Source organism: Cellulosimicrobium cellulans, from assembly GCF_016921195.1.
Taxonomy (GTDB): domain Bacteria; phylum Actinomycetota; class Actinomycetes; order Actinomycetales; family Cellulomonadaceae; genus Cellulosimicrobium; species Cellulosimicrobium cellulans_F.
Map to the genome: position 1 here is coordinate 12,016 of NZ_JAFGYF010000008.1, position 24,396 is coordinate 36,411.

A 24,396-nucleotide genomic window follows, 5' to 3' on the forward strand; every position below is an offset into this window, starting at 1 on the left:
GCCGTCGGGCACGCCGGACGCCCGGCGCTCAGAGCCGCTCGGCGAGGAGCTCGACGAGAGCCTTGCCCTGCACGCCGGCGAGGTCGTCGGCCTGGGTACGGCAGGAGAACCCGTCCGCGAGGTACACGTCGCCCGGGGCGGCGTCGCGCAGCGCGGGCAGCAGCGCGTTCTCCGCGACGGCGACCGACGTCTCGTAGTGGCCCTTCTGCATGCCGAAGTTGCCCGCGAGGCCGCAGCAGCCGGCGAGGACCTTGATCGTCGCGCCCGCGTCGCGCAGCAGCCGCTCGTCCGCGGCGAACCCCATGACCGAGTGCTGGTGGCAGTGCGGCTGCACGACGGCGGTCACGTCGGACAGGTCGGGCATGCGCCACCCGGACTCGCGCCCCGGCGCGGTGTCGACGGACGTGAGGAGCTCGGCGAGCGTGCGCGTCGCGGCGGAGACGGCCCGGGCGCGCGGGTCGTCGGGGAACAGGTCCACGAGGTCGGAGCGGAGCACGGCGGTGCACGACGGCTCGAGCCCCAGGATCGGGATGCCGTTCACCGCGTACGGGCCGAGCACCGAGAGCAGGTTCTCCAGGCGCTTGCGCGCGCCGTCGAGCTGGCCCGTGCTGATCCACGTGAGGCCGCAGCACGCCTGCTCGTCGGGCACGACGACGTCGTACCCGGCCGCGGTGAGGACCTTGACCGCGGCCTGCGGGACGCCGGGCGACATGTTGTCGCTGAACGAGTCGGTCCACAGCACGACCTTGGGCCGCTCGTCGCGCACGGGGTGGCCGGGCCGCTGGCCGATGCGCAGGCCGGGCACGCCCTGCGTCGCGCCGCCGCGCTTCCACCACGTGCGGAACGGCACCTCGGCGAACGTCGTCATCGAGCGGCGCGTGTCCATGCCGCCCGCCCACAGGACCACCTTCGCGAGCGGCCGGAACCCGAGCAGCTTGTTGGCCAGGCGCGGCATGCCGGTCGCGAGCCGCGCCCAGATCGGCAGCCAGCCGAGCGAGTAGTGGTCGACCGGGCGCAGCTTGCCGCGGTACGTACGGTAGAGGACCTCGGACTTGTACTGCGCCATGTCGACGCCTGCGGGGCAGTCGCTCGAGCACGCCTTGCAGGACAGGCAGAGGTCGAGCGACTCGCGCACCTCGGGCGCGGCGAGACCACCGACGAGCGTGCCGTTCACCGCCTCCTGGAGCACGCGGGCGCGGGCGCGCGTGACGTCCTTCTCGTCCTTGGTCGCCTGGTACGACGGGCACATGAAACCGCCCGCGGCGCTGGTGTCCGCGCGGCACTTGCCGACACCGACGCAGCGGTGCACCGCCTGCGTCATGTCGCCGTGGTCGTGCGCGAACGAGAAGCCCTGGTAGCCGGCGCGGCGCGAGATCTTGGTGACCTTCACGGGCGCGGCCGTGCTCGTCCCGGGCGTCCCCGGCGCGCCGACCGTCGAGAGCAGCGGGTGCGCGTGCGGGCGGCGCAGGTCGTCGTCGATCGCGCTCGGGCGCACCACGACGCCCGGGTTCATGACGTCCTGCGGGTCGAACAGGGCCTTGAACCGCTCCATGAGGGCGATCGCCTCGGGGCTGTACATGACCGGCAGCAGCTCCGAGCGCGCGCGGCCGTCGCCGTGCTCGCCGGACAGCGAACCGCCGTACTTCGCGACGAGCTCGGCCGCCTCCAGCATGAACGTGCGCAGCACCGACCCCGACGCCTCGAGCGGGATGTCGATGCGCAGGTGCACGCACCCGTCGCCGAAGTGCCCGTACGGCAGGCCGTCGACGCCGTAGCGCGCCATGAGCGCGTCGAGGTCGCGCAGGTAGTCGCCCAGCTTCTCCGGCGGGACGGCGGAGTCCTCCCAGCCCGGCCACGCCTGCTCGCCCGCGGGCGTGCGCCCCGCCAGCCCGGCGCCGTCGGCCCGGATCTGCCACATCTTGGTCGCCTCGGGGCCCGCGGGCAGGATCATCGTGGCCTCGCTGCCCGACGCCGCGACGATCGCCTCCGCGTTCGCCATCGCCTCCTCGGGCGTCGCGCCCCCGACCTCGACCATGAGCCAGCCGGCGCCCGGCGGCAGCGGCGGGACGGACGCGTCGCCCTTGGCGCGACGCACGACGTCGACGAGCCGCGCGTCGAGGCCCTCGACCGCGAGCGGGCTGAGGTTCAGGAAGGTCGGGACGTCGTCGGCCGCGGACGGCATGTCCGGGTAGCCGAGCACGACGAGCGTCGGCTTGGACGGCACCGGCACCAGGCGGACCGTGGCCTCGAGGATCGTCACGAGCGTGCCCTCGGTGCCCACCAGCGCCTTGGCGAGGTCGGACCCGTTCTCGGGCAGCAGGTGCTCGAGCGAGTACCCCGACACCTGGCGCCCGAACCGCCCGAACTCCGTGCGGATCAGCGCGAGGTTCTCGCGCACCAGCTCCGCCAGGCCGGGGACCGCGGCGAACGTCGGGTCGCCCTTGCCCGCGGTGAAGCGGCGGCCCCGACCGTCGACGACGTCGAGCTCGAGCACGTTGTCGACCGTGCGCCCGTACGCGACCGCGTGCGGCCCGCACGCGTTGTTGCCGATCATGCCGCCGAGCGTCGCGCGGTTCTGCGTCGACGGGTCCGGCCCGAACCGCAGCCCGTGCGGCGCGGCCTCCTTCTGGAGCGCCGACATGACGACGCCCGGCTGGACGCGCGCCGTGCGGGCTTCCGGGTCCACGTCGAGCACGCGGTTCACGTGCCGCGTGAAGTCGAGGACCACGCCCGGCCCGATCGAGTTCCCCGCGACCGACGTCCCCGCACCGCGCGCCGTGACCGGCACCTCGAGCTCGCGCAGCACGTCGAGCGCCGCGACGACGTCGTCCGCGTCGTGGGGGTAGACCACGGCCTCGGGCACCACCCGGTAGTTCGAGGCGTCCGTCGAGTACTCGGCGCGGCGCCGGGTCGCGGTGTCGACCATGCCGCGCACGACCGTCCGCAGCGCCTCGGCGAGCGCCGTGCGCGCGACGTCGGCCGCCCGTTCGGCCTCGCGGAGAGCGGCCGCGCGCTCCGCCTCCGGCGACCTCGTCGCGCGGGAGCCGGACCGCCGCGAGCCGTTCCCGTGGTGCTGCGGGGCGGGGGTCGGGGTGGCGTCGATCTCAGCGGACACGTCGCGATTCTCGCACCCTCGCACCCGGGTGCGGGGCGAGCGTCCGCCCCCTGGCGACCCAACCACCCCCGAGGAACCCGGGCCCCGCGCGGCAGAACCGCTTCGCCGAGCCAGAACCCCGGTCTGCCGAGGTAGAACCCTGGTCTGCCGAAGTAGAACCCTGGTCCCAAGTAGAACGCGGTCCCGGGAGGTAGAACCCTGGTCCCGCGAGGTAGAACCGTGGTCCCGCGAGGTAGAACCCTGGTCCCGCGAGGTAGAACGGTGTTCCGATGAAGTAGAACCCCGGTCGGAGCAGTGCTCTGGTGCGACCGGTGGTGCTGTGACGAGAGGTCCCCGACCCCACCCTCACCCCTGCGAGCCAGCACACGGTGGTGCGCGATGCCGGGTGCGCGGTGCGGTCGTGCGCCGTGCTGGGCTGCGCCGTGCCAGGGAAACCCTGTGCGGACCTGCCCTCCGGTCACCTGGAGTGCCCTGCCCGGGCCGGGTCGTGCTCGCTCTCGCGGGGGCTACCGACTCCCGTCGTGCTCAGACCTCCGTCGTCCAGTTGGCCTGCTGGATCGCCGTGTCCAGCTCGCGCAGCCGGCGCGCGACGTCGTCGGCCTCGCGACGCAGCCCCGCGACGTCGACCGCCGAGACGAACCGCAGCTCCGTCCGGGTGAAACGGTCCTGCGTGGCGGTGCCGGCGTCGGCCAGGTCTCCCCGGACACGGTGCCGCAGCCGCAGCACGTCGCGGCGCGCGAGAGCCTGCGTCATCGTGAGTCCCGGTGCGACCTCCGTCGTGAGGTTCACCTCGTTGATGCGGGCGATCAGCTGCTCCAGCTCGGCCGCGATGCGGTCGTGCTCGGCAAGCAGCGCCACCGGGTCCTCCGCGGGCTCCTCGCCCTCCTGGTGCCGCGCGTTCGCGACCGCGCGCGACGCCACCTGCGCGAGTCGCCGCTGCAGGTCCGCGCGCAGCGCCAACGCCTCCGCGAGCTTCGTCATGCTCCCACCTCCGCGCCGACCCTACGCGCCGCCGTCGGGCTGGGCGTGGCGACGCCCCGGCGTCGGTGGAACCACGGTTCTACCTCGCGAGACCACGGTTCTACCTCGCGCGACCACGGTTCTATCTCGCGGGACCAGGGTTCTATCTCGCGAGGTAGAACCCTGGTCTCACAGGACGAGCTCCGGCTGGAGCTTCTTGATCGTCCAGACGCGCTGCTTGCGGGCCGCGAGGGTCGTCAGGGCGAGGGCGGCGGCCAGCACGACGACGAGCACCGTGACGTCGCGCGTCACGGTCGCCGAGTTGCCGCCGTAGAGGAGCTGGCGCAGGCCCTCGACCGCGTACGTCATGGGCAGGAACCGGTGCAGGGAGCGCAGCGGCTCGGGGATCGTCTGCCACGGGAACGTCCCGCCCGCGGTGACGAGCTGGACGAGCATGAGCACGAGCCCGAGGAACTGGCCGGCCGCGCCGAGCCAGACGTTGAGCGCCTGGAGGATCGCGACGAACGTCGCGGAGACCAGCACGAGGAACAGCGCGGTCCCGACGCCGTGGACCGGGTCGATGTCGAGCGCGAACTTCGTCACGGTGAACATCGCCGCGACCTGCACGACGCCGATCGCGGCCGGGGTGAGCCAGCCGCCCAGGGCGGTGGCCAGGCCGGACCGCCCGGCGGCGAGGGCGCGCGACGACAGCGGGCGCACGAGCAGGAAGAGCACGTAGGCGCCGATCCACGTCGCGAGCGACAGGAAGAACGGCGCGAGCCCGCCGCCATAGGTCCCCGCGGACGACAGCGCCTCGTTCTGCACGGACACCGGGTTGCCGATGGTCTCGGCGGTGTCCTGCCGGGTCTGCTCGTCGAGGTCCGGCACCTGGCCCAGTCCTTCCGCGAGCCCGTCGCGGAGCTGCGTCACGCCGTCGACGAGCTCGCCCGAGCCGTCGCGCAGCTGCGACGTGCCGTCCGCGAGCGAGGTCGCGCCGTCGGACACCTGGCGCGTGCCGTCGGCGAGCTGCGAGACGCCGTCCACGAGCTGCGGGGTCGCGGCGGCGAGCTGTCCGGTGCCGTCGGCGAGGCGGTCCGCGCCGTCGGCGGCGCTCGCGATGCCGGAGGTCAGCTGCGGCGTGGCGGCCGCGAGCCGGGCCGCGCCGTCGGACACCTGGCGCGACCCGTCGGCGAGCTGGTCCAGCTTCCCGGACGCGGCGGTGACCTGGTCGACCGCGCCCTGGACCTGCTCGCGCTGCTGGTCGAGCACGGGCCCGACCTGCGCCCGCACCTGGTCCGCGGTCGCCCGGTCGATGACGCCGTCGGCGACGAGCTGGTCGAGCCGGGCGTCGACGTCACCGCGGATCGTGTCGAGCGTCGGGAGCACCTCGCCCGCGGCCGCGGCCGCCTGCTGCCCGTACTGCGCGACCTGCGCGTTCCCGTCCGCGACCTGCGCGGCACCGTCGGCGAGCTGCTGGGTCTGGTCGGGCAGCGACGACGTCGCACCGCGGAGCGTCCCGAGCCCGGAGGCCAGGGACTCGGCGCCGTCGTCGAGCCGCCCGACGGCGTCCGCGAGCGTCCCGGTGCTCGCGTCGAGACGCTCGGCGCCGTCGGCGGCCTGCCCCGCGCCGTCGGCGAGGGTGTGCGCGCCGTCGTCCGCGGTGACGAGGCCGTCGCGGACCTGCGTCGACCCGTCGAGGAGCTGGTCCGCGCCGTCCACGGCATCCGCGAGGTTGGTGTGGATGGACGCGAAGCCGCGCAGGAACGTGTCGGCGGCCTCGGTGCCCACCTGCTCGGCGATCGAGTCGCGCACCTTCCCGACGATCTGGTCCGCGATCGTGCGCGCGAGGTAGTTGTTCGCGTCGTTGGTGATGAGCGTGAGGCTCGCCTGCTGGGGCTCGAACTCGCCCGCGGACGCAAGGTCGGCGGAGAACGTCGGCCCGATGACGAGCGCGGCGTCGTACCGCCCGGACCGCACGCCGTACTCGGCGTCGACCTGGCTCGTCTCCACCCAGCCGAACCCGCCGTCGTCGAGGAGCTGGTCGGCGACGTCACGACCGAAGTGACGCGCCGTCGTCGTGCCTGTCCCCCCTTGGGCAGAGGCGTCCGTGGTCGTGGTGCCCTCGTCGAGCACCACGAGCGCGGCGGGGATCTGGTCGAGCTTGTCGTACGGGTCGTGGTTCGCGAACAGGTACAGCCCGGCGTAGAGCGTGGGGATGAGCGCCATCGCCAGGATGGCGAGACGCGGCAGCGTGCCCGCGGCGAGGCGGCGCAGCTCGGACAGCCCGAGGCGGATCGCGGTCATCGTCCCTCCTCGGTGTCGTCCTGACGGTCGGCGGCGGCGTCGACCCCGGGGTCGTCGTCAGGATCGGTGCCGAACCCGGGGATGTCGCCGGGTTCGGCGGGAGGGGTGGCCGCAACCCCGGGTTCGGCGAGCGGGGTGGGGCGGGTACGCAGCGCGACGACGGGTGGCTCGTGGATCGACGAGCCGCGTGCGGGCGGGAGGTCGACGCCGAGGTCGCGGGCCGACGCGCGCGTGCACTGCACCAGGACGCCGTAGCCCGCGCCGGCGAGCGACTGCGCGACCTCCCACCAGCCCGACGGCTCGCCGCCGTGGCGGTCGGGGAGCGTGAGCACGAGGAAGCGGACGTCGGGGTCCTCGGCCGCGAGCGCCGCGAGCAGGGCGGTGCGCACGACACCGGGGACCTGGTCGAGGCGCCGCGCGCGGTCGGCGGCGAGCGAGTGGTCGGCGAGCCAGCGCGTCACGTCGGAGGGCAGCGACCGTCGCCCGGCGAGCGCGAGGCCCTCGGCGACGACGTCGGACACGGTGAGCGCGTCGTCGGGCTCGCTGATGCCGGGCACGTCGACGACGGCGGTCACGTCGCGCAGGGTCGCGGCGGCGCCGCGGGACGTGCGCCCGGCGCGGCGCGACGGCGTGCTCGCGGGCAGGAGCCGGACGTCGCCCGCGGACGGGTCGAACCGTCCCGTGGCGACGAGCGCGAGGGCGGTGTGCCCGTGCCCGGGCTCGCCCGCGACGAGCACGCACTCGCCCGTGGACCAGGCGAGGTCGATCGGCTCGAGCATCGGCTCGCGCCGCCCGTCGACGCGGACGTCCGTCAGCGTGATCTGCATCCCGGCTCTTCCCTCTCGTGGGTCCCCGGCCTCCCGAGGACGCCGTTGACTCACGGTCAACAACGCTACGCCTCTTGTTGACTCGTGGTCAACAACCGCGTACAACGGATGCCATGCCCCGCACGCCCGCCCCCTCCGGCGATCCCCCGTCCCCGGCCGACGCGGCAGCCCCGTCGCACGGCTCGCGGCGTCGCCGCGAACCCGCCGACCGCCGTCGCGAGCTGCTCGACGCCGCCGCGCGGCAGGCCGACGAGCAGGGCCTGGACTCGCTCACGCCCGCGGCCGTCGCCGCGCGGGCCGGGGCGTCCAAGGCGCTCGTCTTCCACTACTTCGGGTCCACCGCCGGGCTGCGGCGGGCCGTCGCGCTCGAGGCCGTGGCGGGGCTCGAGGCGGCGACCGTCGCACCGGACGATCGTCCCCTCGTGGAGCGCCCGGCGCTCGCGGTCGCGTCGTTCCTCGACGCGGTCGAGGCCCGGCGCCTCGTCTGGCAGGACCTCTGGCGCGGCGCGCTCGGCGGGGACGACGCGACGCAGGAGGCGCTCGCGCGCGTCCGCGAGGGCCTCGTCGCCCGCCTCACCTCGACGGTCTCCGCGACGACGGCCGGCTCGCCCCTGGCCTCGCCGCGCCTGCGGCTCGTCGCCGCGGGCTGGGTCGCGCTCGTCGAGAACGTCACCGCCGCGTGGCTCGGCGGCAGCGACCTGTCGCGTGCGGAGATCGAACGGCTCGTCCTCGCGAGCACCGTCGTCCTCGTGCCCGAGCTCCCCGAGCCCGCGCGCGGCGCCGTCCTCGCCATCGCCCGGGCGAACTCGGGCGCGGCGGGCTAGCGTCGGGAGAGCGGCCGCCGCACACGTACACAGGGCGGCGCGGACGAGGTCGGGAGGCAGCGCATGCGCGTGGTGGTCGTCGGGGCGAGCGGGAACGTCGGCACGGCGGTGCTGCGCCGGCTCGCGGCCGAACCCGTCGTGACGTCCCTCGTGGCGGTCGCGCGACGCGTGCCGCGAGCCGACGGCTCGAGCACCGTGCGCGCCCCGCACGACGCGGCGACGTGGCGGTACGCGGACGCCGCCGCGGCCGACGCGGACGAGCGGCTCGACGCCGCGTTCGCCGGGGCGGACGTCGTCGTGCACCTCGCGTGGGCGATCCAGCCGAGCCACGACCGCAAGCGCCTGCGCCGCGTCAACGTCGAGGGCACGCGACGGGTGGTCGAGGCCGCGCAGCGCGCCGGGGTCGCGCACCTCGTCGCCGCGTCGTCGGTCGGCGCCTACTCGCCCGCCCCGTACGCGGGCGACGCGCGCGACACCCCGGTCAACGAGGGCTGGCCCGTCGAGGGCGTGCCCGGCTCGTCGTACTCCGAGGACAAGGCGGCCGTGGAGTCGCTCCTCGACGAGGTCGACCGCCACAGCGGGATCGTCATCTCGCGCGTCCGCTCGGCCCTGGTGTTCCAGCGCGACGCCGCCTCCGAGATCGCGCGGTACTTCCTGGGCCCGTTCGGCACCCGCGTGCTCCGCCGGGCGCCCCTGCCCACCGTCCCGCTCCCCGAGGGCCTGCGGCTCCAGGTCGTGCACGCCGAGGACGTCGCCGAGGCGTACGCGCGCATCGTGGTCGGTCGGCACCCGGGGCCGTTCAACGTCGCGCACCCCACGGTGCTCACGCCGCAGGACGTGGCGGACGTCGTCGCGGACGGCTCGCTGCGGACCGTCCCCTACGGGACGGCCCGGACGGCCGTCGCGGCCGCGTGGCGGGCCCGCCTGGTGCCGGTGGGCGAGGGCTGGCTCGACATGATGATGCGCGTGCCCGTGCTGGACACGAGCCTGGCCGGGGAGCTCCTGCGGTGGCACCCGGCCCACGGCGCGAAGGACACGCTCGCCGAGCTCGTCGACGGGATCCGCGACGGCGCGGGCACGTCGACGCCCCCTCTCCTCCCCCGCTGACCCACCCCGGGCGTCGCCGAGCACGACATGAGGGTCGCTATCCGACGGATAACGACCCTCAGGTCGTGCTCAGCGCGGTGGGAGCGCGCGTCAGCGCTCCAGCGCGGCGTCGAGCGTGATCGTCGGGACGCTCGCGAGCGCCTTCGACACGGGGCACGTCGCCTTGGCCGTCTCGGCCGCCTGCTGGAACCCGGCCTCGTCGATGCCCTCGACCTCGCCCCGGACGGTGAGCGCGATCGTCGGGATCTGGAAGCCGCCGGCCGGGTCCGGCGCGAGCGTGACCTCGGCGGTCACCTCGAGCGAGACGGGCGTCGCGCCGGCCTCGGCGAGCACCGCCGAGAACTGCATGGCGTAGCAGGACGAGTGCGCGGCGGCGATGAGCTCCTCGGGGCTCGTGACACCGCCCGCGTCGTCCGCGGCACGCCGCGGGAACGAGACGTCGTACGTGCCGACCTTCGAGCTCGTCAGCTCGACCTGGCCCTGACCGTCCTGCAGTCCACCGTTCCAGGCGGTACGAGCGATACGCGTGGGCATGCGAGATCTCCTTCGACGTCGGGGTGCCCGGGAGGGACCGGGCTCGTCCCGACCGTAACGCCCCGACGGCCCGTCTGCCCCCGAGCGCGGCGCACGTCACAGTGCCGTCGCGGCCGCCGGCGCTCCGCGGGCACGCCCGTAGAGTGAGCGCCCGTGAGCGTCGAGGAGATCCTGGGGTTCGTCACGGGCGCCGCGTGCGTGTGGCTCGCGGTGCGGCAGAACGTGTGGACGTTCCCCGTGGGGCTGGCCAACAACGTCGTGTTCCTCGTGCTGTTCACCGGCGCGGGCCTGTACGCGAACGCCGGGCTCCAGGTCGTGTACCTCGTGCTCGGCGCGCTCGGCTGGTACTGGTGGCTGCGGGGCGGCACCGACCGTGGAAGGCTCGTCGTGCACGGCACGCCGCGCGCGGCGTGGGTGGTCGGGCTGGTCGCCGCCGCGGCGACCACGGCGGCGCTCGTCGCCGTCCTCACCACCTGGACCGACTCCGCGGTGCCGTTCTGGGACGCCCTGACCACGTCGTCGAGCCTGCTCGCGCAGACCATGCTCGGGCGCAAGTGGATCGGCAACTGGTGGGTCTGGATCGCGACGGACGTCGTGCTCGTCGGGCTCTACGCGAGCCAGGGCCTGTGGCTCACCGCCGCGCTCTACGTCGGGTTCGTCGCGCTGTGCGTGCAGGGCCTGCGCGAGTGGTCGGCGGCCGGGCCCGACGGCGCCGGGCCGGCCACGGGCACCGCCGAGCCGGGAGCCGTCGGGCCGGCCCCCGCCCCCGTGCCCGACGACGCGGAGCCGGCCCGGTGACCCGGCTCGCCCACGGCCTCGTCATCGGCAAGTTCTACCCGCCGCACGCCGGCCACCTGCACCTCGTCCGCACCGCGCTCGCGCGCTGCGAGCGCGTCACCGTCCAGGTGCTCGCCTCCACGAGCGAGTCGATCCCCGCCGCCCTGCGCGCCGAGTGGCTGCGCGCCGAGGTCCCCGGCGCGCGCGTCGTCCACGGTCTCGACGACGCGCCCGTCGACTACGCCGACCCGCACGCGTGGGACGAGCACGTCAAGGTCATGCGCTCGCTCCTCGACCCGGACGACCCGCCCGTCGACGCGGTGCTCACGTCCGACCGGTACGGCGTCGAGCTCGCGCGGCGGTTCGACGCGACGTGGGTCCAGGTGGACCCCGACCGGCGCCACCTGCCCGTGTCCGGCTCGGCCGTCCGCGCCGACCCGGCAGCGCACTGGTGGGCGCTGCCCGCGCCGGTCCGGTCCTGGTACGTGCGGCGCGTCGTCGTGCTCGGCGCCGAGTCCACGGGCTCGACGACGCTCGCGACCGATCTCGCCGCCCACCTCGGGCTGGACCCGGTGCTCGAGTTCGGGCGCGAGTGGTCCGAGGTCCGGCCCGGCGGCCTCGCCGCGCCCTGGCACACCGCCGAGTTCGACCTCGTGGCGCGCGAGCAGGCCCGCCGCGAGGACGCCGCCGCCGCGACGTCGCCCGTCCCGCTCCTCGTGTGCGACACCGACGTGCTCGCCACGACGCTGTGGCACGAGCGCTACGTGGGCCACCGCTCCCCCACCGTCGAGGCGCTCGCCGCCTCCCGGCGCCCCGACCTCTACGTCCTCACCGGCGACGAGATCCCGTTCGTCCAGGACGGCCTGCGCGACGGCGAGCACGTGCGCCACGCGATGCAGGACCGCTTCCGCGAGGTCCTCGCCGCGACCGGTCCGCGCCTGGCGGACCCGCGCGACGTCGTGCACCACCTCGGCCCCGCCGAGCTGCCGACGCCGGACGGTCGGCGCCCCGGCGTCCCGTGGTTCGAGGTGCGCGGCGACCGGGCGAGCCGCCTCGCCCAGGCCCTGGCCGCCGTCGGACCGCTGCTCGCGACCCCGCGCCACGTCGCCGACCCGCTCCCCCAGGCCGGGACCGACGCGTTCTGACCCCGCACGTCCCGGCGCGCGAGGGCGGAGCCCGAGGAGGTCCCGGCCACGGACGTCCCCGCGTCCCGCGCACGACGGTGGCAGGATCGGCCCGTGACCGATCTCGAGCACGTGTCCTCGGCCCCGACCCGGCCGCAGCCCGCGGGGCGGGCGGAGGTGCGCGACCCGTTCGCCCTGGGCGTCGACGACCTGTTCGGCACGCCCGTCGCGGAGGCGGGCCCGGACGACGGCACGGCCCGGGCCGGACTGCCGCTCGACGAGAAGCTGCGCCAGGCGTACTTCTGGGTCGTCAACCACGCGATCATCAGCCCGCACTACGACGTCGAGTTCGCGGCGCCCGGCGCGCGGGAGACGAGCTTCCGCCTCGGCGACTCGAAGGCGCTGCTCACCCTGCCGAGCGACCAGTCGTACTCGAGCTTCGTGCTGCTGCCGCTCCTGACCTTCGCCGTGCGCGGGCGGTGCCTCATGATCGGCGGGCCGGGCCGCGGGAAGACCGCGAGCGCCGTGCTCATGGGCGTCCTCGCGGGCTACCCGGTGCGCGACGTGCGCCGCGCGATGCAGCACGGGCACCCGCAGCTGACGGTGTCGGACCTGTTCGGCACGCCGCTGCCCAAGGACCTCGTGCAGGCGGACAGCCTCGCGGACGTGGACGTCGCGTGGCGGTCGTGGCTGGGCATGCGCGTGAAGATCGTCGACGAGTACAACCGCATCCCCACCCGTACGCAGTCGGCGCTGCTCACCGTGCTCGCGGACGGGTACGTCGAGGTCTACGACCAGGTCTACGAGACGGGCGACGCCGCCTGGTACCTGACGGCGAACGACGACGCGGGGGGTGGGACGTACCAGGTGGTCGACGCGCTGCGGGACCGCATCGACGTCGTCGTGCACGCGCTGCCGTTCAACAACCGCTTCCTGGGCGACCTCGTCGCGCGCGCGGAGCGGCGCGTACGGCCGGAGGAGAACGTGCCGCCGGAGATCGTGTTCGACGCCGCCGAGCACGACGCGCTGCACGCCGCGATCCTCGCCGTCCCGTTCCCGGACCCGGTGCGCCGTCGTCTGGAGTTCTTCGCGAGCCAGCTCGAGGTGCTCGAGCGAGCCGGCTGGCAGTTCGAGTACCGGACCAAGGACACGGCGCGCGTCGCGGGCGTCGACCCGCACCTCGTGGCGACGGCGGACACGGGCCGCGACCGTCTGGGCGACGTGGGCGCGCAGACGCTCAACGGCCTGTCGGTGCGCGCGCTGCAGTCGCTCGTCGCGTACGCGAAGGCCATGGCGTACTTCCGCGGGAACGCCGAGGTGGACCTCGCGGACCTGCGCGCGGTGCTCCCCTTCGTCCTCCACGACAAGCTGCTCCCCGACCTGCAGTCGGCCCCGTTCGACGACCGCGAGCGGGAGCCGCTGCGCTCGGACCGGGTCTCGTGGATCCGCGACCTGTTCGACACGGCGTGCCGCCAGTACGACGCCGCCGGCCTGGACGACCGGGACGACGTCGGCGAGATCCTCGCGGAGGTCGCCGCCGGTCTCGAGGGTCTGCCGGAGGCGGACGTGCTGCGCCGGCTCGCCCGGATCGAGCAGGTCCTCGCGTCGTGGGAGAAGCACGCCAAGCTCCACGGCCACGTGTACGAGGACGCGCTCGCGCTCAAGTACGCCCACCAGCGGTACACGAACTACCTCGCGTGGCTGCGCTGGAGCGGCTCGTGACCGAGGTCGCCACCGGTCGCGCCCCGGGTCCGCGCGACGTCGCGCCGGCCGCGTTCTCGTCCCGCGCGCTCGCCGCGCGCGAGCGCTACGACGCGGCGCTGGCCCGCGCCCTCGCGCTCGGCGCGGACCGGGACACGCTCGCCGACGCGGTGCGCGAGGCGGCCGTGGCGGCGGACCCGCTCGCCCTCCGGCTCGGGCCGGACGCCTTCGCGGCGACGTGCGACGCGCTCGTCGACGCGGTCGCGCGGCTCGTGGCGGCGCGGCGTTGGCGCGTCGGCGGACCGGAGCGGAGCGCCGTCCTCGACCTGGTGCCACGCCTGGGGCCGTGGCTCGCGGCGGCGCCCGCCGTCACGGTCGCGGCCGTCGTCGACGGCGCGCGTGCCGTCGGCGGCGGGCCGGGGTCGCGGGGGGACGTCGCCGGCTGGGCGGCGCGCGTCGTGGCGGCGGCCGAGGCCTCGCCCGCCGCGGAGCACGGCGCGCCCGAGGTCGGCGTCGTCCGGGGCGCGGTGCTCGTCGCCGCGTGGCGCAGCGGGCTCGTGCGCTACCGGGACGCGGCGCTCGACGCCGCGCGCTCGCTCCCGGCGCCGGTCGCTCGGGCGGCGCTCTCGCTCCCGACGACCGACGCGGACGCGCGGACCGACTCCGCCGACCTGCGTGCCGTGCTCGACCGCCACGCCGCAGACCCGTGGTGGTGGCCCGCCGCAGCGCCGACCGGGGAGCCCGCCGGCACGAGGTGGGTCCGCCTCCCGGGTGCTCCCGGGCCCGCCCAGGTCCTGGGGCGGTTCGGCGGCTTCCGCGGGTTCGGCGGCCCGTGGCGGTCGCCCGCGCTCGTCGTCGGTGCCGACGCGCGCCACCCGGGCCTGCGCTGGGTGCTGCTCTCGACCGGCGACGAACGCGCCGCGGACACCGGCACGGACACCGCGGCCGGGGACGAGACGGTCGAGTGGACGCTCGTCGCCGACGTCCACGGCGCGTTCGTCGCGCGCGCACCCGGTGCCGGCGACCACGCCACGGGCGCGGTCACCCCGCCGGGGCCCGACGCCGCCGACCAGGACCTCCACGGGGCGGACCACGGTTCCGCCGACCGGCGCGCGGCCGATCCGGCCCCCGAGGGCGTCCTGACGGACGTCAGCGGCGCCGCGGTGGTCGAGACGCCGTCGGGCCGGCTCGCGCTGCTGAGCCGGACCGGCTCGTACGACGTCCTCCTCGTGCGGTGGCCCCGGTGACCGCGGCGGCGCCCGACCGCCCCGGCGCGCCGCCCGACCTCGGGGCGCTGCGCGAGCGGTGGCACGCCGCCTGGCCCGAGGCGCTCGCGGCCTGGGGCCGGTTCACGCGACTGAGCGCCCCGACGTTGCACGGCCCCGGCACGGCCCCGGAGGGGGTCGGGTCGTTCGCGTGGTTCTCGACGACGCGCGTGAGCGTGCACGTGGACCTCGCCGAGGTCGTGGAGCTGGGCATCGAGGACCACGCGGTCGCGGTCCTCGCGCACGAGGTGGGGCACCACGTGCTCTCCCCCGGCGACCTCACGACGAGCGCGCTCCTCGTCGCGCGCACGCGCGCCGGGCTCGTCGACCAGGACCACCTCGCGCCGCTCACCGCCAACCTGTGGAGCGACCTGCTCATCAACGACCGCCTCCAGCGCCGTGCCGGGATCGACCTCGCCGGCCTGTGGCGCGCGCTGGGTCCGGGGACGAGCACGGTCATGCAGACCGTGCTGCGCGCGGACGAGATCCTGTGGGGCCTGCCGCGCGGCGACCTCACCGCATCGGACACCCCGGTGGCCGAGCGCGAGGCGACGCTCGTGGCGCGGCTCGTGCGCGCCTACGCCGACGACCCTGTCGGCGGCGCCGCGGGGTTCGCCGCGCTGCTGCGCACGCTGCTCGCGGCGGAGGCGGGGTCGCTCGCGACCGCGAAGGACGCCCGCCGCCGCGCACGACCGGAGCACGGGGACCGCGAGACCCGCCGGCGCCACCTCCAGCGTCGGCGGTCCACGCTGCCCCACGTGGTCTGCGGCCAGGACGAGGTGGCCGGGGCGGTCCCGGGCGGCCTCGCGACCGACCCGCGCGCCGTCGAGCCCGTGCGCCACCCCGCGCTCGACCCGCGCGTCGTCGGGGACCTCGGGCTGGGCGCCGACGACGACCCCTCGGCGCGACCGGACACCACGCAGCACGCCCCCGCGACGGGCGGCGAGGGCGCGCACGACGCGACCGGCCAGGCTCTGGCGCCGGCGGACTACGACGCGACGCTCCGGCTGCTCGGGCTCACGACGGACGCCGCGGCGTCGGCCCGGCGCTGGTACCGCGAGCACGCCGCGCCCCTGCTCGTCCCGTTCCCCGTGCGCGAGCACGTGCGCGCCACCGAGCCGCTGCTCGGCGCGCACGAGCAGTGGGACGTGGGCGACGAGCTGAGCGAGGTGGACTGGACGGGGACGTTGCTGCGCTCGCCCGTCGTCGTGCCGGGGTTCACGACGGTGCGCCGGTCGGTGGACGAGGACACGGGCGACGAGCCCGACCGCGTGCCCGTCGACCTCGACCTCTACCTCGACTCGTCCGGCTCCATGCCGGACCCGACGCGGCGGGTCGCGCCGATCGCGCTCGCCGGTGCCGTGCTCGCGCTCTCGGCCCTGCGCGCCGGGGCGCGCGTGCAGGCGACGACGTGGAGCGGGCCGCGGCAGGTCGCCGGGACGGACGGGTTCGTTCGCGACGAGGACCGCGTGCTCGACGCGGTGGTCGCGCACTTCGGCGGGTCGACGTCCTTCCCGGTGCCGCTCCTGGAGCGCACGCACCTCGGCGACCCGGTGACAGGAGCCGCGCCGACCCGCACGCGCCCGTGCCACGTCGCCGTCATCTCCGACGACGGCGTCGTGTCGATGTTCGACGACGTGGTCCGGATCCGGTGGGGCGCTCGCCCCGACACCGAGCTGGTCGCGCCCCACGAGGGCACCGCGGCGCGCGCCGTCGCGGCCGCCGGGGGCGGGGGCACGCTCGTCCTGGACGTCTCGGCCGAGGGCGCCGAGACGGTGCGGGAGTACGCGGTGGGCTACCGGGTCCACGCCGTGCAGACCCAGGACGACCTCGTCGCGTTCGCCCGCGCGTTCGCGCGCGAGCTGTGGGGCGCCTCGACCGGCGCCCCGGCCGGTGCACGGACAGCGGGCACCCGACCGGAAGGGGCCCGTCGTGGCCGATGACCTCACCCGCCCCACGGTCGAGGGCCCCGCGCTCGCCGACGTCGTGCACCGCCTGGCCGACACGCCCCCGGACGTGCTGGACCACCCCGTGGTCGTGGCCGCCGCGCTCGTCGGCGACACCGCGGACCTCCTCGCCGGCGACGGCGCGATCGGCGTGCTGCGCGGTTCGCCGCGCACCGCCGTCGAGGCGCTGTGCACCCATGCCCCGTACGCGGCGCTCGCCGGGACGGTCTGCTGGCTCCTGCGCGACGAGAACCTGCTCGCCGGGCCCGCGTTCCGGGCCGCCGCGACGCCGGGCGCGCTCGTCCGGGTCGTCGAGCAGACCGTGCCCGCCCTCGCGGCGCTGCGGACGCCGGACGACTGGCTGCACGCGCCGGCGGCGCGCGAGGAGCTGGCCCGCGCGGTGCTGCGCGAGCTCGGGCTGCGGCCCGCGGGCGAGAGCCCCGAGGTGGCCCAGGACCGGTGGGCCGCCGTGAGCACGGCGGAGCAGCGCCGGATCGCGCGCGAGATGGCGCAGGAGGCGCGGCGGGCCGAGCAGCTCGCGCGCGAGCTCGCGGAGAAGCGGGCCAAGGAGGCCGCCGCGCAGTACGCGAATTACTAGCGAAACTCCTGACGAGGACTCCATGACGACACCCGACGACGCTCCCGACCTCACGCTCGACGAGTACGCTCCCGGCTCGGCGGTCGCGCTCACCGACGCCGAGCGCTGGCCCACGCTCGACGCCGCCGGCCGGGCCGCGCTCGACGCCGTGCGGGGCCACCCCGCCGCCCCCGCCTGGGTCCACGTCACCGGCGACCGGCTGCGCCCCGACGACCTGCCCGTGCTCGACGAGGTCGCGGCGCGCCTCGCCGCCGGCCACCCCGACGCCCGTGCCGGCACCCGCGCCGAGGACCGGGGAGCGCCGCCCGCCACCGCGGACGGGTCGCCGCTCGCACCGCCCGCGTGGGTGGGTGCCCTCATCGACCGGGCGCACGCCGTCGTGCCGCGGTACCGGCGGGCGCGCGACCGCGGGGAGAGCGGGGCCGGGTCGCCGCTCACCGCGGTCCGGCCCGTCACGCGTGACGACCTGCGGCACGACGTGGCGTCGTTCGTCCCGGTGGACGTGCCGCTCGGCCGGGTGCTCGAGGGCACGAGCTCCGGCAGCACGGGCGCCGCGGTCCGCGTGCCGCTGCACCCCGTCACCGTCGCGGCGGACCTCGTGCTCCTGCAGCACCTCGTCTCGGGAGCAGCTGCCTCGTCGGGCGCCGCGTGGGAGCCGGCCCCCGGACGGCTCGGCCTCGTGAACCTCGTGGACCAGCGCAACGCGTTCACCTACGCCTCGGCCATGACGGGGTTCCGGCGGCCGCCGGGCACCCCCGCGCCGAGCATGGCCCGCGTGAACCTCGACCCCGGGGCGTGGCGACGGCCGGGCGACCGGGAGGCGTTCCTCGCGGCCCAGGACCCGCAGGTCGTGTCCAGCTCGCCGCTGCCGCTGCTCGCGCTCGCCCGCCTCGCCGAGGAGCACGGGCTCGACCTGCACCCGGTCGCGCTCGTGAGCGGGGCCGCGCACCTGTCCGACGTCGCCCGCGCGCGACTGCGCGCCACGTGGGACGTCCCCGTCGTGGACCTCTACGGGCTGCGCGAGACCGGCGCGGTCGCGGCCCGCACCGACGCCGGGCCTTTCGTCGTCGTCGCGGGCCGGCGCGTCTGGGTCGAGGTCCTCGACGACGACGGCGCCCCGGTCCCCGACGGCGACCTCGGCGAGGTGGTCGTCACGGTCGACGAGAACCCGTACCTGCCTCTCCTGCGCTACCGCACCGGGGACCGCGCGCGGATCGTGCGGCGCGGGGAGCGGGTCGAGCTGCACGACCTGGAGGGCCGGTCCCCCGTGCGCTACCTCCGGCCCGACGGCGCGTGGGTGCCGTCCGTCGACGCCGCGCAGCACCTCCAGGCCCACGGCATGGCTGCGTGGCAGCTCCACCAGTCCGCCGACGGGAGCGTCGCGCTCGACGTCGTCCCCGACGCCCCGGGAGACGCCGGGGCGCGGGCCGCGCGGGCCGCGGGCGACGCCGTCGGGCACCTGCTGGGGCGCCGCGTCGCGGTGCGGGAGGTGAGCCCGGCCCGGCTCGGCGCCGGCCGGGCCCGCCGCTGGTCGAGCGACGTGCCCGGCGGCGCCGCGTGACGGCTCAGCCGAGCTGGCCCACGGGGCGGTAGACGACCGAGGACGCCCGGTTGTCGAACGTGCCCAGCGTCGCGCAGTGCGGCGTGCAGTTCTTCTTCGCACCCGCGTAGTTGTACGAGTCGTACAGGGTCACCCAGCAGCCCGCGTAGGTCGTCGCGGAGGTGACGACGTTGTTCATGAGCAGGTTCGCGAGGTTCGGGAAGCCGTAGGTCGAGCCGGTGTAGCACCCGTTGGTGCCCGACCCGTAGAGCACCTTGGACGCGCCCTTGTAGTTGGCGTCGCGCCACAGCACGCCCAGGACGAGCGAGCTCGCCGCGGCGGCCGCCGCACGCTCCGTCCCGGCGAGGCGAGGCGCGACCGATGCCGACGCGTTGAGCTCCGCGACGAGGCCCTCGACCTGCGCGGGCGTCGCGTCGGCGAGCCGCGACGAGGCGACGTCGCCGCCCGAGACGAACTCGAGCGCCTCCTCGAGCGAGCCGAAGCACACCTCGGGCGCGGGCGGGAGCGTGTCAGGGTCCTGGCCGGGCAGGAGCGGCTGCGCCTCGACCGCGCAGCTCTCACCGGTCGAGACCTGGGCGTCGTCGGCGGCGTCGGCTCCGCGGTCCCAGGTCACGACCCGCAGGTCCGGCTCCGACGCGAGGGCGGGCGCCGCGGCGGCGGCGCTGAGGGCGAGTCCGGCGACGAGCGCGGCGGACAGGACGCGGAACGAGGATCTGGTCATGGTTTCTCCTTCTGCGTGGGCCACGCCCCCGGGTTCGCACCCCGTGGACCTGCCGCGGGAAGGGGACTCCCACAGGACGGCCACGTCCTGTGACCCCGCCCGCATCGTAGAGCGTGCCGCCCCTGTTGTCTCCGGCTCCGGGCCGGTTCTGGCACCCGCCGCTGGGCAGGCCCGGCACTCGTTGGTTACCGTGCTCGGGTGGCCTTCGTCCCACCCGGGCGAGACCGCTGGGAAGGACCCATCCACGAACCCTTCGCCGAACCGGCCCTGCCGGGGAGATGAGTGTCGATGAAGCACCGTTCTCTACCCGTGTCGCTGACCGCTGCCGCCGCGAGCCTCGCCGTCGTCGCCGCGGCCGCCGCGCCTGCTGTCGCGGACCCGCCGCCCGACCCCGGGGACTCCCTCGGCGTGCAGTCGGGCGCGTCCCTCGCCCCGACCGACAAGGTCGCCCCGTCCCTCGCGAAGGCGGCCGGCACCGTCACCGCGTTCGTCGAGCTCGACGCGCCGTCAGCCGTCGACCTCGCCGCGCAGGGCGCGACCCCGGACGAGGTCGAGGCCAACGCGCAGGAGGTCGCGCAGCTCGCGGACGACGTCGTCCCGCAGCAGGCGACCGCCCGCAGCGCCGGCGCGCGCGACCCGCAGCAGGTGTCGGTGACGAGCACGCTCGTCGCGGGAGTCGTCGTCACGGGCGACGCCGACCGCGTGCGCGACCTCGCGCGCGACGCCTCGGTCCGCACGGTCTACCGGATCATCCCCAAGAAGCCCGCGAACAAGGGCACGGACGTGTTCACGCGTGCGCTCGAGACGTGGCAGAGCACCGGCCTCACCGGCGAGGGCGTGCGCATCGGCATCATCGACACGGGCATCGACTACACGCACAAGGCGTTCGGCGGCCCCGGCACGCAGGAGGCGTTCGACGAGGCCTACGGCGACCGTGGCACCGGCCCGGTCCCCGAGGGCACGTACGACGAGCTGAAGTTCCTCGGCGGGTACGACTTCGCCGGGTACGACTACGACGCGAGCGGCACCGTCCCCGGGACGACGCTCGTGCCCACGCCGGACGAGAACCCGATCGACTCGCTCGACTCGGTCGGCTCGGGCCACGGCTCGCACGTGGCCGGCACGACGGCGGCGTACGGCGTCACCGCGGACGGCGAGACGTTCGACGGGGACTACTCGACGCTGACGGACATCTCCGACTGGCAGGTCGGCCCGGGGTCCGCGCCCGAGGCGGGCCTGTACGCGCTCAAGGTGTTCGGCGACCTCGGCGGCTCGACGGGCGTCGTCGTGGACGCGCTCGAGTGGGCGGCCGACCCGAACGGCGACGGCGACCTGTCCGACCGCCTCGACATCGTCAACCTCTCCCTCGGCTCCGACGGCTCGCCCGCGGACGACCCGGAGAACCTCTTCATCGACCAGCTCTCGCGCCTGGGCACGCTGTCCGTCATCGCGTCGGGCAACGCGGGCGACGTGACCGACGTCGGCGGCTCGCCCGGGAACGCGCGGACCGCTCTCACGGTCGCGAACTCGGTCGGCGACACCCAGACGTTCGACGCGGTGCGCGTCGACGCGCCGGAGTCGCTCGCGGGCGAGTACCCCGCCCAGAACTCCCAGGACTACGCGGGCGGAACCGACGTCACCGCGCCGGTCGCGTTCCTCGGGGGCGACGTCGACGGCTGCGAGGCGTTCACGCCCGAGCAGGCGGCGGCCGTCGCGGGCAAGATCGCGTTCCTCTCCTGGGACGACAACGACGCGACGCGCGCGTGCGGCAGCGCCGCGCGGTTCAACAACGCGGAGGCCGCCGGTGCGGTCGGCGTGCTGCTCTCCTCCGAGCTCTCGTCGTTCGTCGCGGGCATCGCGGGCAACCCCGGCATCCCCGGCGCCCAGCTCACGGGCCCGAGCCACGACGCGCTGCGCCCGGCGATCGAGGCCGGCGAGGTGACGATGACGATCGGCCCGTCGTTCGCGCTGTCGTCCTTCGTCTCGATCCCGGAGATCGGCGACACGCTCAACAGCGGGTCGTCGCGCGGCGTCCACGGCTCTCTCGGCATCGCCAAGCCCGACGTCGCGGCGCCGGGCACGGGGATCGCGTCCGTCGCGTCCGGCCACCTGGACGGCGCGAGCATCAAGTCCGGTACGTCGATGGCCACCCCGCACGTCGCGGGCATCGCGGCGCTCGTCAAGGAGGCCCACCCCGGCTGGGCCCCGGCCGAGGTCAAGGCCTCGGTCATGAACACCGCGACGCACGACGTCTTCACCGGGCCGTCGGGCACCGGCACCGCCTACGGGCCCGAGCGCGTGGGCTCCGGACGCGTCGACGCCGTCGACGCCGTCGCGAACACGACGCTCGCCTACGCGTCGCAGGACTCCGACCAGGTGTCCGTGGCGTTCGGCGTCGTGCCGGTCGGCAAGGACACGGTCACCGTGCGCAAGACCGTGACCGTGCAGAACACGGGCGACGCCCCGAAGACGTACGCGACGAGCTTCGCGCAGTCGAGCACCGCGGGCGGCGCGACGGTGTCCGTCGCCCCGGCGTCCGTCACCGTGCCGGCCGGGCAACGCACGGTCGTCACCGTGACGCTGACGGCGGACCCGGCGACGCTCGCCAAGGAGCTCGACCCGACGTCGTCGGACGACTCCGGCCTCGGCGTCCCGCGCGACTACGTGTCCTCGGTCAGCGGTCGCGTCGTGCTCACCCCGACCGACGGCGGCGCCGCGCTCCGCGTCCCGGTGCAGGCCTCGCCGAGGCTCGTGAGCGACCTGAAGGGCCAGGACGTCGCCTTCCCGGGCACGTCGACCACAGCGGACCTCGAGCTCGACGGCCGCGGGGTCGCGCAGGGCGGCTGGTTCTCGCTCGTCGCACCGTTCGAGCTCAAGACGACGAGCCCGCGTCTCGAGGCGGACGCGGCGGTCGGCGCCTCGGCGACGGCCATCGCGGCGGCCGACGTCCGCGCGGTCGGCTTCACGTCCACCGCGCCACAGGTCGCCGCGGACGGCGGCGACCCCGCGGACGGCGTCATCGGCATCGGTGTCGCGGTCGACGGCGAGTGGGCGAGCCTCGGCTCCGTCTCGATCCCGGCGGTCGAGGTGGACGTCGACTCCGACGGCACGGCCGACTTCGAGGTCGCGGCGATCAAGTACAACAGCGAGACCGACCTGACCCTCGCGGCGACGTTCACCCTCAAGGACTGGACGGCTCCCGACGGCACCGAGTACGAGGCCGGCGACAACGTCGACCTCCAGCCGATCAACTCGGTGTGGGGCGACGTCGACACGTCGGTGTTCGACAACAACGTCGTCGTCATCCCCGTGGGCATCGGCTCGCTCGGCATCGAGGAGGGCGACGTCCCGACCTTCCAGGTCCTCACGTACTCGCCGTACTCCCAGGCGGCCGACCAGCTCGTCGACGCGACGGAGACGTTCACGGGCGACCCGTACGACCCGGCCTACTGGTTCGACGGCGGCGACCAGCTCCTGTACGTGGGGGCCGACGACACGTCGATCCCCGTGCACCGCTCGCAGGCCGCGGTCGAGGCGGGCAGCGGCAAGCTCCTGCTGCTGCACCTGCACAACGCGACGACGACCAAGCGCTGGCAGACCGTGGACGTCACGACGTCCGCCGTCGTCGACGCGACGGTGACGGCGCAGGCGCGCTGCCTCGGCGGCAAGGCCCACGTCGCGGTCCGCGTGCTCAACGAGTCGGGCGCGACGGCCGACGTCGTGGTGACCACGCCGTACGGCGAGAAGACGTTCCCGAACGTCAAGGACGGCAAGAACGCGTACCAGTCGTTCTCGTCGCGCTCCGCGTCGTTCGACGCCGGCTCCGTGACCGCGACCCTCACCGCCGAGATCGACGGCGAGGAGGTCACGACGACCTACGACGCCGACTACGAGGCGCTGAGCTGCTCGTAGCCGCGCGCCGTGCCGCGCGAGGGCCGTCACCCGTCCGGGTGGCGGCCCTCGCCGCGTCCGGGGTCGTGCAGCCTCGACGGGCGCCGGCGGATACGCTCGCGGCGTGAGCGACTTCCCCACCCCTGACACGTTCTTCGCGCTGCGCCCCGGCCCCGCCGCGGGGACCGGCGCCGCCGACGGCCCGGACCTCCACCTGACCGTGCACGACCTGGGCGACCTCGTGCTCCCGAGCGGGCGGCTCGAGGCGTCCGACCCGTTCGCGCGGCTCGGCGACGGTCTCGTCGTGCGCGTCGAGCCCGGCCGCTACCCCGTGCGCGTCACGGTCGCCGACGTCTCGGACGAGCAGGACGGCTCGCACCTGCGCGAGGCGTACCTGAGCGTCGTGCTCGCCGAGGGCGAGGTCGCCGTCGTCGAGCCCGTCGTCCCCGAGGGCGCCGACGTCCCGCCCGAGGCCGGCACCGCCTACGGCGTGCCCGTCGACGCGGGGACGGTCGCGTTCGCGGACGCCGACGCCGTCGCACGCCTCATGCCCGAGGGCGACTGGTACGAGGAGGTGTTCGACGACGGCACGGACACGAGCTGGTTCTCGCTCATGGACTCCGCCGAGCACCTGTTCGAGGGTGTCGCGAACATCGAGCTCCCCGGCGCACCGGACGGCGAGAACGTCGTGCTCGCCCACTCGGGGTGGGGCGACGGCTTCTACCCGCTCGTGCGGACCGTCGCGGCCGACGGCACCGTTCTCGGCCTGCACCTCGACCTCCTCGTCGCCCTCCCGGACGACGAGGACTAGGCGCGCCACGGACCCCCACCCGCCCCTCCGCCGGGGTAGAACCCGGTCACGCGAGATAGAACCCCGGTCACCCGAGACAGAACCGTGGTCACGCGAGATAGAACCGTGGTCACGCGAGATAGAACCGTGGTCACGCGAGATAAGACCGTGGTTTCGTGAGGTAGAACCGTGGTCATGCCCGACGACGGTGGGTCGCCTGCCGAGGCGAGGTCACGACGTCCCACCCGCGCCACCGCACGGTGACGGACCTGAGCACGCCGTCACGGACCGCCGACAACCCGGAACCGTCCACGACTCCGTACTCAGCGCTCGGCGAGCCTGCCCGGGCGA

Annotated in this window: 17 protein-coding genes; 11 read left to right on the forward strand and 6 right to left on the reverse strand. The window is 75.5% G+C overall.

The window, feature by feature from the left end; genetic code table 11:
* Positions 1-28: 28 nt before the first annotated feature.
* The 4 genes from JN535_RS15615 to JN535_RS15630 form a co-directional block, all read right to left on the reverse strand.
* Complete coding sequence (locus JN535_RS15615) at positions 29-2,947, reverse strand: FAD-binding and (Fe-S)-binding domain-containing protein (RefSeq protein WP_240201297.1); 2,919 nt, start codon at positions 2,945-2,947, stop codon at positions 29-31.
* A 693-nt stretch (positions 2,948-3,640) separates the two neighbouring features.
* Complete coding sequence (locus JN535_RS15620) at positions 3,641-4,096, reverse strand: DIP1984 family protein (protein ID WP_205206506.1); 456 nt, start codon at positions 4,094-4,096, stop codon at positions 3,641-3,643.
* Positions 4,097-4,264: 168 nt separating this feature from the next.
* Positions 4,265-6,379, reverse strand: coding sequence for a YhgE/Pip domain-containing protein (locus tag JN535_RS15625; protein WP_205206507.1), 2,115 nt, complete (start codon positions 6,377-6,379; stop codon positions 4,265-4,267).
* Positions 6,376-7,206, reverse strand: a complete 831-nt coding sequence (locus JN535_RS15630; protein WP_205206508.1) for a hypothetical protein — start codon at positions 7,204-7,206, stop codon at positions 6,376-6,378. The genes JN535_RS15625 and JN535_RS15630 overlap by 4 nt, the downstream gene beginning before the upstream one ends.
* A gap of 113 nt (positions 7,207-7,319) precedes the next feature.
* Between JN535_RS15630 and JN535_RS15635 the strand changes: the two genes are divergently transcribed.
* Positions 7,320-8,030 (forward strand): TetR/AcrR family transcriptional regulator, encoded by a 711-nt coding sequence (locus JN535_RS15635; protein ID WP_205206509.1) that lies wholly within the window; start codon positions 7,320-7,322, stop codon positions 8,028-8,030.
* A gap of 63 nt (positions 8,031-8,093) precedes the next feature.
* Positions 8,094-9,137 (forward strand): NAD-dependent epimerase/dehydratase family protein, encoded by a 1,044-nt coding sequence (locus JN535_RS15640; RefSeq protein WP_205206510.1) that lies wholly within the window; start codon positions 8,094-8,096, stop codon positions 9,135-9,137.
* Between the two features lie 90 nt (positions 9,138-9,227).
* Here JN535_RS15640 and JN535_RS15645 read toward each other — a convergent pair whose 3' ends face one another.
* Positions 9,228-9,671 (reverse strand): OsmC family peroxiredoxin, encoded by a 444-nt coding sequence (locus tag JN535_RS15645; protein WP_205206511.1) that lies wholly within the window; start codon positions 9,669-9,671, stop codon positions 9,228-9,230.
* Between the two features lie 153 nt (positions 9,672-9,824).
* On the opposite strand from JN535_RS15645, the gene pnuC reads away from it, so the two are divergent.
* The 7 genes from pnuC (at position 9,825) to JN535_RS20900 (ending at position 18,643) form a co-directional block, all read left to right on the forward strand.
* On the forward strand, positions 9,825-10,469 hold the full coding sequence (gene pnuC / locus JN535_RS15650) for a nicotinamide riboside transporter PnuC (RefSeq protein WP_205206512.1): 645 nt from the start codon (positions 9,825-9,827) through the stop codon (positions 10,467-10,469).
* Positions 10,466-11,593, forward strand: coding sequence for an AAA family ATPase (locus JN535_RS15655; protein WP_205206513.1), 1,128 nt, complete (start codon positions 10,466-10,468; stop codon positions 11,591-11,593). The genes pnuC and JN535_RS15655 overlap by 4 nt, the downstream gene beginning before the upstream one ends.
* Before the next feature lie 93 nt (positions 11,594-11,686).
* Positions 11,687-13,294, forward strand: a complete 1,608-nt coding sequence (locus JN535_RS15660; protein ID WP_307868803.1) for an ATPase — start codon at positions 11,687-11,689, stop codon at positions 13,292-13,294.
* Positions 13,270-14,520 (forward strand): hypothetical protein, encoded by a 1,251-nt coding sequence (locus JN535_RS15665; protein WP_205206514.1) that lies wholly within the window; start codon positions 13,270-13,272, stop codon positions 14,518-14,520. The genes JN535_RS15660 and JN535_RS15665 overlap by 25 nt, the downstream gene beginning before the upstream one ends.
* Positions 14,508-16,481: a hypothetical protein gene (locus JN535_RS15670; protein ID WP_205206515.1), complete on the forward strand. Its 1,974-nt coding sequence runs from the start codon at positions 14,508-14,510 to the stop codon at positions 16,479-16,481. Before JN535_RS15665 ends, JN535_RS15670 begins: the two co-directional genes overlap by 13 nt.
* Positions 16,471-17,082 carry a hypothetical protein gene (locus tag JN535_RS15675; protein ID WP_205206516.1) on the forward strand — a complete coding sequence of 204 codons (612 nt, stop codon included), beginning with the start codon at positions 16,471-16,473 and terminating at the stop codon, positions 17,080-17,082. Before JN535_RS15670 ends, JN535_RS15675 begins: the two co-directional genes overlap by 11 nt.
* Positions 17,083-17,104: 22 nt before the next feature.
* Positions 17,105-18,643, forward strand: coding sequence for an AMP-binding protein (locus JN535_RS20900; protein WP_240201284.1), 1,539 nt, complete (start codon positions 17,105-17,107; stop codon positions 18,641-18,643).
* 4 nt (positions 18,644-18,647) lie between these two features.
* On the opposite strand, the gene JN535_RS15685 is transcribed toward JN535_RS20900, so the two are convergent.
* Positions 18,648-19,364, reverse strand: a complete 717-nt coding sequence (locus tag JN535_RS15685) for a hypothetical protein (protein ID WP_205206517.1) — start codon at positions 19,362-19,364, stop codon at positions 18,648-18,650.
* 288 nt (positions 19,365-19,652) lie between these two features.
* Between JN535_RS15685 and JN535_RS15690 the strand changes: the two genes are divergently transcribed.
* Together JN535_RS15690 and JN535_RS15695 are read left to right on the forward strand one after the other, a co-directional pair.
* Positions 19,653-23,276 carry a S8 family peptidase gene (locus JN535_RS15690; protein ID WP_205206518.1) on the forward strand — a complete coding sequence of 1,208 codons (3,624 nt, stop codon included), beginning with the start codon at positions 19,653-19,655 and terminating at the stop codon, positions 23,274-23,276.
* 103 nt (positions 23,277-23,379) lie between these two features.
* Positions 23,380-24,066 (forward strand): DUF4241 domain-containing protein, encoded by a 687-nt coding sequence (locus JN535_RS15695; protein WP_205206519.1) that lies wholly within the window; start codon positions 23,380-23,382, stop codon positions 24,064-24,066.
* The last annotated feature ends 330 nt before the right edge of the window (positions 24,067-24,396 follow it).

Coding starts and splice junctions, on each gene's coding strand:
- JN535_RS15620 (WP_205206506.1), bottom strand. CDS start 4,096: ATGACGAAGCTCGCGGAGGCGTTGGCGCTGCGCGCGGACCTGCAGCGG.
- JN535_RS15690 (WP_205206518.1), top strand. CDS start 19,653: ATGAAGCACCGTTCTCTACCCGTGTCGCTGACCGCTGCCGCCGCGAGC.
- JN535_RS20900 (WP_240201284.1), top strand. CDS start 17,105: ATGACGACACCCGACGACGCTCCCGACCTCACGCTCGACGAGTACGCT.
- JN535_RS15635 (WP_205206509.1), top strand. CDS start 7,320: ATGCCCCGCACGCCCGCCCCCTCCGGCGATCCCCCGTCCCCGGCCGAC.
- JN535_RS15630 (WP_205206508.1), bottom strand. CDS start 7,206: ATGCAGATCACGCTGACGGACGTCCGCGTCGACGGGCGGCGCGAGCCG.
- JN535_RS15685 (WP_205206517.1), bottom strand. CDS start 19,364: ATGACCAGATCCTCGTTCCGCGTCCTGTCCGCCGCGCTCGTCGCCGGA.
- JN535_RS15640 (WP_205206510.1), top strand. CDS start 8,094: ATGCGCGTGGTGGTCGTCGGGGCGAGCGGGAACGTCGGCACGGCGGTG.
- JN535_RS15625 (WP_205206507.1), bottom strand. CDS start 6,379: ATGACCGCGATCCGCCTCGGGCTGTCCGAGCTGCGCCGCCTCGCCGCG.
- JN535_RS15645 (WP_205206511.1), bottom strand. CDS start 9,671: ATGCCCACGCGTATCGCTCGTACCGCCTGGAACGGTGGACTGCAGGAC.